Here is a 6,350-nt window from a genome sequence, read left to right as displayed (position 1 = left end):
ACGGATGACCTATACGAACGTCCGCAAAATCCTGATGGATGAAGAGCCGGAGCTGATGGAGCGGTATGCCGATCTCGTTCCGATGTTCCGTTCCATGAAGGAGCTGGCGATGAAGCTTCGCTGGCGACGGATGCAGCGCGGTGCGATCGACTTCGACTTTACGGAGGCGAAGGTCATTGTCGATGCGGAGGGCAAGCCGACCGAAATCGTGAAACGAGAGCGCTCCATTGCCGAGATGATCATCGAGGAATTCATGCTGGCGACCAACGAGACGGTGGCGGAGCATTTTCACTGGTTGAAGGTGCCGTTCCTGTATCGGATTCATGAGGACCCGGATCCGGAAAAGCTGATGACGTTTACCCAATTCGTGCACAATTTCGGATACGTCGTTCGCGGCAAAGGGAACAAGATCCATGCGCGAGCGCTTCAGCAAATTTTGGAGGAAATCAAGGGCGCCAAGGAAGAAACGGTTATTTCCACCGTTCTGCTGCGTTCGATGAAGCAGGCGAAATATGACGCCGAGAGCTTGGGACACTTTGGTTTGGCGGCGGAGTATTATTCTCACTTTACCTCTCCGATTCGCCGATATCCGGATTTGATTATTCACCGCGTCATTCGTGAGGTGATCGAGAACGGCGGAGCGCTGTCCGATGAGCGCCATGAATATTTGACGTCCAGGATGCCGGACATCGCGCAGCAATCGTCGGAGCGGGAGCGTGTGGCGGTTGATGCGGAGCGGGATACGGAGGCGCTGAAGAAGGCCGAGTTTATGCTCGACAAGATCGGCGAGGAGTTCGACGGCATTATTTCCAGCGTTACCTCGTTCGGCATGTTTATCGAGCTGGACAATACGGTGGAAGGTTTGATCCACCTCAGCTACTTGACCGACGATTATTACCACTTCCACGAGCAGCATCTGGCGTTGATCGGGGAGCGAACGTCGAATATATACCGGATCGGCGACGAAGTGCGGGTTCGGTGCACCAGGGTGAATATGGAGGAGCACACGATTGATTTTGAGATCGTGGAGGCGAAGCCGCGCGAGCCTGGCAAGCTGTCTGTCATCGACGGGGCGCTCGTTGAATGGGCGGATCGTCAGAAGCGCGGCGCCAAGCGGAAGGGCCGCGAAGGTGAGAAAAGCGGCAGCTTCGGCTTCGGCAGCGGGCGCGGCGGCTATGGCAGCGAGAACAAACCACGCACCGGGGAAAATGGGGGCGGCTCAGGCAGCGGTGGGAAACGCGGCGGCGGCAAGAAGGCGAAGGTGTTCTCTCCAATCGGCTCAGGCATCGGAGGCGGCAGTGGCGGTGGCAAGGGCAAGCCGAAGCCGGGCGCAGGTCCGCGCAAGAAAACCGAGGGTGGCAGGAAAAAGAAGCGGTAATTTGTGTAGGTTCGCATGCAGGTTCACTTGGGTTGTTTTGACCTGGGTGAGCCTGCGGCGGGCTGAGTTCGGCTTTTGTAGGGGCTATGAGGTTGCTTGGGGGACTTGTAGGGACGGTACTGTTATGACTCGGTTGATGTAAGCGTTTCATTTTTATCAGGTAATATGCCCCGGGGAAACTATCGGTATAGCGGTTCAGTCGGCTTGATTTTCGCTTAGGGACGTTGTAAGATGAGTGAACCGAGGTTGATGGGAGGTGCTGCAGGTGAGCGATAAGAAGAAAAATGACGGCAAAGTGCTAGCTCAGAACAAGAAGGCGTCCCACGATTATTTTATCGAGGATACGTATGAGGCGGGCATGGTGCTGACCGGCACCGAGATCAAGTCGCTGCGTGCGGGACGCGCCAACATCTCGGACAGCTTCGCGCTGATTCGTAATGGCGAGGCGTTCATTCATAACATGCATATCTCGCCCTTCGAGCAAGGCAACCGGCATAATCCGTCCGACCCGACACGGCCGCGCAAGCTGCTCCTTCATCGGACGCAAATTCATAAGCTACTCGGCAGCGCCAAGCAGGAAGGCTACACGATCGTGCCGCTCAAGATTTATGTGCGAAACGGCTATGCCAAGCTGCTGCTCGGTCTGGGCCGCGGCAAGAAGCAGTTCGACAAGCGCGACACCGCCGCCAAGAAGGACGCGCAGCGCGATATCCAGCGGGCGCTTCGCGAGAAGCAGAAGGTCGCGCGGTAAAGCGTGTGCGGAATGATCGCATATCTGGCTTCCAGCGCTTCCACCAACAAGTTCACCATGTGCATCGCACTTGTGATATAATCAATTTTGCACCGATGACTCCGGCTTACGCCTGAGCCAGTCGGTCCTAGACGGGCAGTCCTCGCCGAACGGCGAAGACGAGCGCGTATCTTGCGGGGCCGTTTCTGGATTCGACGGGGGTAGTTCGAGCATGGGTAGCGGGTAGCGGGTTGCGTCCGCTTCATCAACGCTACAGCCAATTAAATGGCAAACAACAACCAACCTACGCTTTAGCAGCTTAATAACCTGTTAGCGTGCTCCTCCCTAGCATCGCCCATGTGCTAGGATAGGGGCTCAACCTTAGTGGGATACGCCATGAGGTCTCCGCCTGGGGTCTCATGGAAGAAGACAATCAGGCTGACCCAACGCGCAGCCGGTTACGGGGCGGCGCTCGGGTGACATCAAATCCGTGACTACACCCGTAGAAGCCTGTGTGGCGTTGCCTTCGGACAGGGGTTCGACTCCCCTCGGCTCCATAGGTAGTGTGAGAGAGCACCTGATGTGGTGCTCTCTTTCATGTGTTGAAAGTTCCGATCTATCATATGATGTTCATGGAACGAAGATTAATAGTCTCGTCTATGTTATGATGTGCATATCATCTCGGTCGGGACAATAGGTAATCCAAAAAAAGCGACTCAATTAGGAGTGGATTTATGGTCTTCTCAAGCCCCGAGGACGTGATAAGGCGCTTAATAACATTAGATGAAGAACTATTAGTATTATCGGACAGAGAACTTCCAATTACTATTGTCATCTTTGGTGGTTCGGCTGTCCTCTTGATTACCCAAGAAGCCCGCGTAACGAAAGATATTGATGCCTACTTGTACGGTGACATAACTAGAGCTGAGATGGAACTGTTCAATAAGTATGATATAAATAACAACTTACAGGGCGGGGACAGTCTTGATGGTTTTATCGATCGGGCGGATGAAATTCAGCTTGAGTTTAAGCGATTAAGGGTTTACACAGCTGATCCTATGGATATCATTATACATAAACTGCTAAACCGTGGTGATGACCGTGATATTGAAGACGTTATCGTACTTCTTGATTATGTCGGCGATCTCGAACACCTAAAGAATATGTATAATGAGGCGCTGAAATATACTGGTGCGGGTAATCCAACGAGGTACTGGGATATCGATTCTATTTACGATAAATATTATGTACGTAAAGGGTACTCTTCATAAATGACCATGGCTTTAAATGAAAAAATGGGTTAGAATATTAGTAAGTCATAATATTAAGTGAGTGATGATCATGAAATACGCAGATTTTCAATTCATGGCTACCGCTGCCTTCCATGCATTGTGCGAAGGCCAACCAACGGCAATGCCTGACCTATTGTTGCCCGCAAAACATAACGAACGGGTAAGAAAAGCAGTAGCGATGTATTTACTAACAGACCAAGATGAGTTTAAAAAATTAGTCCGCTCAGCGAGAGAGGACGATTTTGCCCATCAGCTGTTGGTGGATCTTCATGCTGCTTTTAACCTACTTTCATATGACGTTGCCTCTGATGTTAGGGCAAGGTTTTTTAATCGGCGCGAAGTTATGCTTATTGTTGCAAGAAAACATCCCTCAGATATGGCACAAGAAATGTCCAAGTACTTTACAAGCCTTATGCGCGACTACCAATTAAGGAATAATCAATCTGCTGAGTTAAACAGACTTGTCCAGACGCGGTTTGACGCGATACCATCAACTAGCTTTTCCAAGAGGGTCAAGGTTCGTTAATATGTAAGGGATCACCCGCTTCAATTAGGAGCGGGTTTGCTTATGTAAACATAAATTTGAGAAATTAACGAAGGGGCTGCGCCAGCTTTATCGCGATAAGGATACACCGTCAGTTCTCCGCCTGCCAACGAGAAGTCGGTTACAGGACGTCTCTCGGGTGACATCAAAACAGTGACTACATCTGATCGGGAATTTAATACCCCCTGGGCTCCATTACATGTAGAGGTTCTGACCTTATGGTCAGGCCTCTTTTTCTTTTTCATTTCATCTTGATGTATAATGGACTTGACTTTATCGATCGGAGGGTTCCCATGTATTCGGAAATCGACCAAAAGAAGGAGCGACTTGATCGGAAAAGGCCTTTTCCCGTACATACATTACGTAGTATTCGTGAGCACTTAATTATTAACTGGACGTACCATTCCAATGCCATTGAAGGGAATACGTTGACTTTATCCGAAACGAAGGTTGCGCTTGAAGGAATTACGATTGGTGGCAAGACTATTCGTGAGCATCTGGAAGCAATTAACCATAAGGAAGCGATCTTGTATGTTGAGGAGATCGTAAGTCGTCGGGAACCGCTAACCGAATGGCACATCAAAAACATCCATCGGCTTGTTCTTAAAGGGATCATTGATGAGCATGCAGGTGTATATCGGAAAGAAAATGTTATCATTGGCGGCGCCATTCATATCCCGCCAGATTTCGTTCAAGTTCCAAATCATATGCAGCAGCTCATGTTCGAGTATAGGGAGTGGCAAGGAACAAGACATGCTGTAGAGCGATCCGCTTTACTTCACATTGAGTTTGTAAAGATACATCCTTTCGTAGATGGTAATGGAAGGACAGCACGTTTGCTGCTTAATGTCGAGTTAATGAAGAATGGTTATCCGCCGATTGTTATTGAAAAAGAGGATCGAGCTGAATATTATGCTGCACTTGATTCGGCTCATACTACGGGCGACAACCTTCCATTATTCAGGTTAATCGCCCAGAAGCTCGACCTTACATTTGATTTATACTTAAGATTAGTTTGACGGGGCGGCGCCCTCGGTGAAATCAAATCTGTAACTACACCCGTAGAAGCTTGTGTGGCGTTGCCTTAGGACAGGGGGTTCAACTCCACTCGGCTCCATAAAGAAAGAGGTCCTGACCTTTGCGTCAGGACCCCTTTCTTTATGTAAGGGAAAAAAAGCGAACCCCTGGTAGGTTCGATCGCGCGCAGGGGAGCGAGAGCGGACTCTCATCCCCTCCTCACCTACAACATACATGTATAACCAACAGGTTTCGAATCTTACACCTGGGGGTTTTTACTTTATATGCAATGTTATTTCTGATAAAATGTAAACAAGTTAATGAAGTTATAACTGTAACAAGTTATAACTGTAATAAGGTAAAACTCAATGGGTGTTGATCATACTATGGGGAGGAGAATATATATGAATGGTGTGGTCAATTTGACTGAGGATAAACAGCCCCTGAAACGATATTCGCGCAAAATAGGTCGAATGGGCAACAGTTTAGGTGTAAGCCTGCCCAAAAAGCTTGCTGAAAAACTAAAAGTCTCCCATGGTGATGAAATTGAATTCGTTGAAAATGAACGTGGTGAAATCGTACTAAAAAAAGCAAGGCTAGGTAATCTTCCAGATCACGTACGACCTGAGGTTCTTGAAGCTTTCTTTGATGTGTTTGAAGAAGATCAAGGGATTCTCGAGGACTTGAGGGATCGATGATATGACGATCTATTTGAGCATAGAAGAAGTGATTTCAGCACACTATTTCATGATGAGAAGAATGAACGACGCAGATCAAGCAGGCGTAAAAGACCACAAACTGCTTGATTCTGCGGTACATAGACCTCAGCAGAGTGTTATTGGAGAAGACGCATATCCATCCTTGTTCGATAAGGCGGGTGCATTGTTAGAGTCTTTAGTTAAAAATCATGGCTTTCATAATGGGAATAAACGGACGGCCTACCTCGTTACAAAATCATTCCTAAAATTGAATGGATACCAGTTACATATGGAGCGAAAGTACGCAGTGGAGTTTATTGTAGATGTTGCAATAGGCATACACACCTTGGAATCAGTCGTGAACATTCTGAAAGAATATTCCGAGGAAAGGTGACGATTCGTGAGCGAGCTGTGAATAGGCGCATTGTTTCCGCTGGAAACAAGCGCCTATTTTCACATTGGAACGGATTCCCACTATTTTAATGCCGGAGTAATTTGCTAGACTTTGAGCAAATTACTCCGGGAGGTTTTCAGGTGATTTATCCCCACCAATTCCCAGTCAATATTTCCGAATATGCCGCACTTGGGAGAGCGAATGAGTTTCCCGATCTTGCGTGTTGCCCGATATGTAGAGCGCACAAACGATTACTTCGACATGGTTTCTACGATCGCAATGCGATTGAGGAAGCTG

At 48.5% G+C, this 6,350-nt stretch carries 7 protein-coding genes and 1 other RNA gene; all 8 read left to right on the top strand.

Annotation, left to right across the window (positions count from 1 at the left end; all coding sequences use genetic code 11):
* Positions 1-1,378 (top strand): ribonuclease R family protein (locus ACESLK_RS29705; protein WP_373233465.1); only part of this gene is annotated, 1,378 nt, incomplete at its 5' end.
* 265 nt (positions 1,379-1,643) lie between these two features.
* The gene (gene smpB, locus ACESLK_RS29700) at positions 1,644-2,129 is read left to right on the top strand and encodes an SsrA-binding protein SmpB (RefSeq protein ID WP_373233464.1); all 486 of its coding nucleotides are present in this window, start codon (positions 1,644-1,646) and stop codon (positions 2,127-2,129) included.
* Between the two features lie 175 nt (positions 2,130-2,304).
* Positions 2,305-2,668, top strand: a transfer-messenger RNA (tmRNA) gene (gene ssrA, locus ACESLK_RS29695).
* 174 nt (positions 2,669-2,842) lie between these two features.
* A complete protein-coding gene (locus ACESLK_RS29690; RefSeq protein WP_373233463.1) occupies positions 2,843-3,379 on the top strand; it encodes a DUF6036 family nucleotidyltransferase in 537 nt (178 codons plus the stop codon).
* 70 nt (positions 3,380-3,449) lie between these two features.
* A complete protein-coding gene (locus tag ACESLK_RS29685; protein WP_373233461.1) occupies positions 3,450-3,926 on the top strand; it encodes a hypothetical protein in 477 nt (158 codons plus the stop codon).
* 311 nt (positions 3,927-4,237) lie between these two features.
* Positions 4,238-4,963 (top strand): Fic family protein, encoded by a 726-nt coding sequence (locus ACESLK_RS29680; protein WP_373233460.1) that lies wholly within the window; start codon positions 4,238-4,240, stop codon positions 4,961-4,963.
* Between the two features lie 402 nt (positions 4,964-5,365).
* Complete coding sequence (locus tag ACESLK_RS29675; RefSeq protein WP_373233459.1) at positions 5,366-5,659, top strand: AbrB/MazE/SpoVT family DNA-binding domain-containing protein; 294 nt, start codon at positions 5,366-5,368, stop codon at positions 5,657-5,659.
* A gap of 1 nt (position 5,660) precedes the next feature.
* Positions 5,661-6,053 (top strand): type II toxin-antitoxin system death-on-curing family toxin, encoded by a 393-nt coding sequence (locus tag ACESLK_RS29670; RefSeq protein ID WP_373233458.1) that lies wholly within the window; start codon positions 5,661-5,663, stop codon positions 6,051-6,053.
* The last annotated feature ends 297 nt before the right edge of the window (positions 6,054-6,350 follow it).

Origin of the sequence: Cohnella sp. (assembly GCF_041640265.1) — a bacterium.
Lineage (GTDB): Bacteria > Bacillota > Bacilli > Paenibacillales > Paenibacillaceae > Cohnella.
Note: the sequence above shows the minus strand (reverse complement) of the source record. Positions and strands in the feature narration are given on the sequence as shown.

Excerpts from the sequence above, each read along its gene's own strand:
- ACESLK_RS29690 (WP_373233463.1), top strand. The coding sequence starts at position 2,843 with ATGGTCTTCTCAAGCCCCGAGGACGTGATAAGGCGCTTAATAACATTA.
- ACESLK_RS29685 (WP_373233461.1), top strand. The coding sequence starts at position 3,450 with ATGAAATACGCAGATTTTCAATTCATGGCTACCGCTGCCTTCCATGCA.
- ACESLK_RS29680 (WP_373233460.1), top strand. The coding sequence starts at position 4,238 with ATGTATTCGGAAATCGACCAAAAGAAGGAGCGACTTGATCGGAAAAGG.
- ACESLK_RS29675 (WP_373233459.1), top strand. The coding sequence starts at position 5,366 with ATGAATGGTGTGGTCAATTTGACTGAGGATAAACAGCCCCTGAAACGA.
- ACESLK_RS29670 (WP_373233458.1), top strand. The coding sequence starts at position 5,661 with ATGACGATCTATTTGAGCATAGAAGAAGTGATTTCAGCACACTATTTC.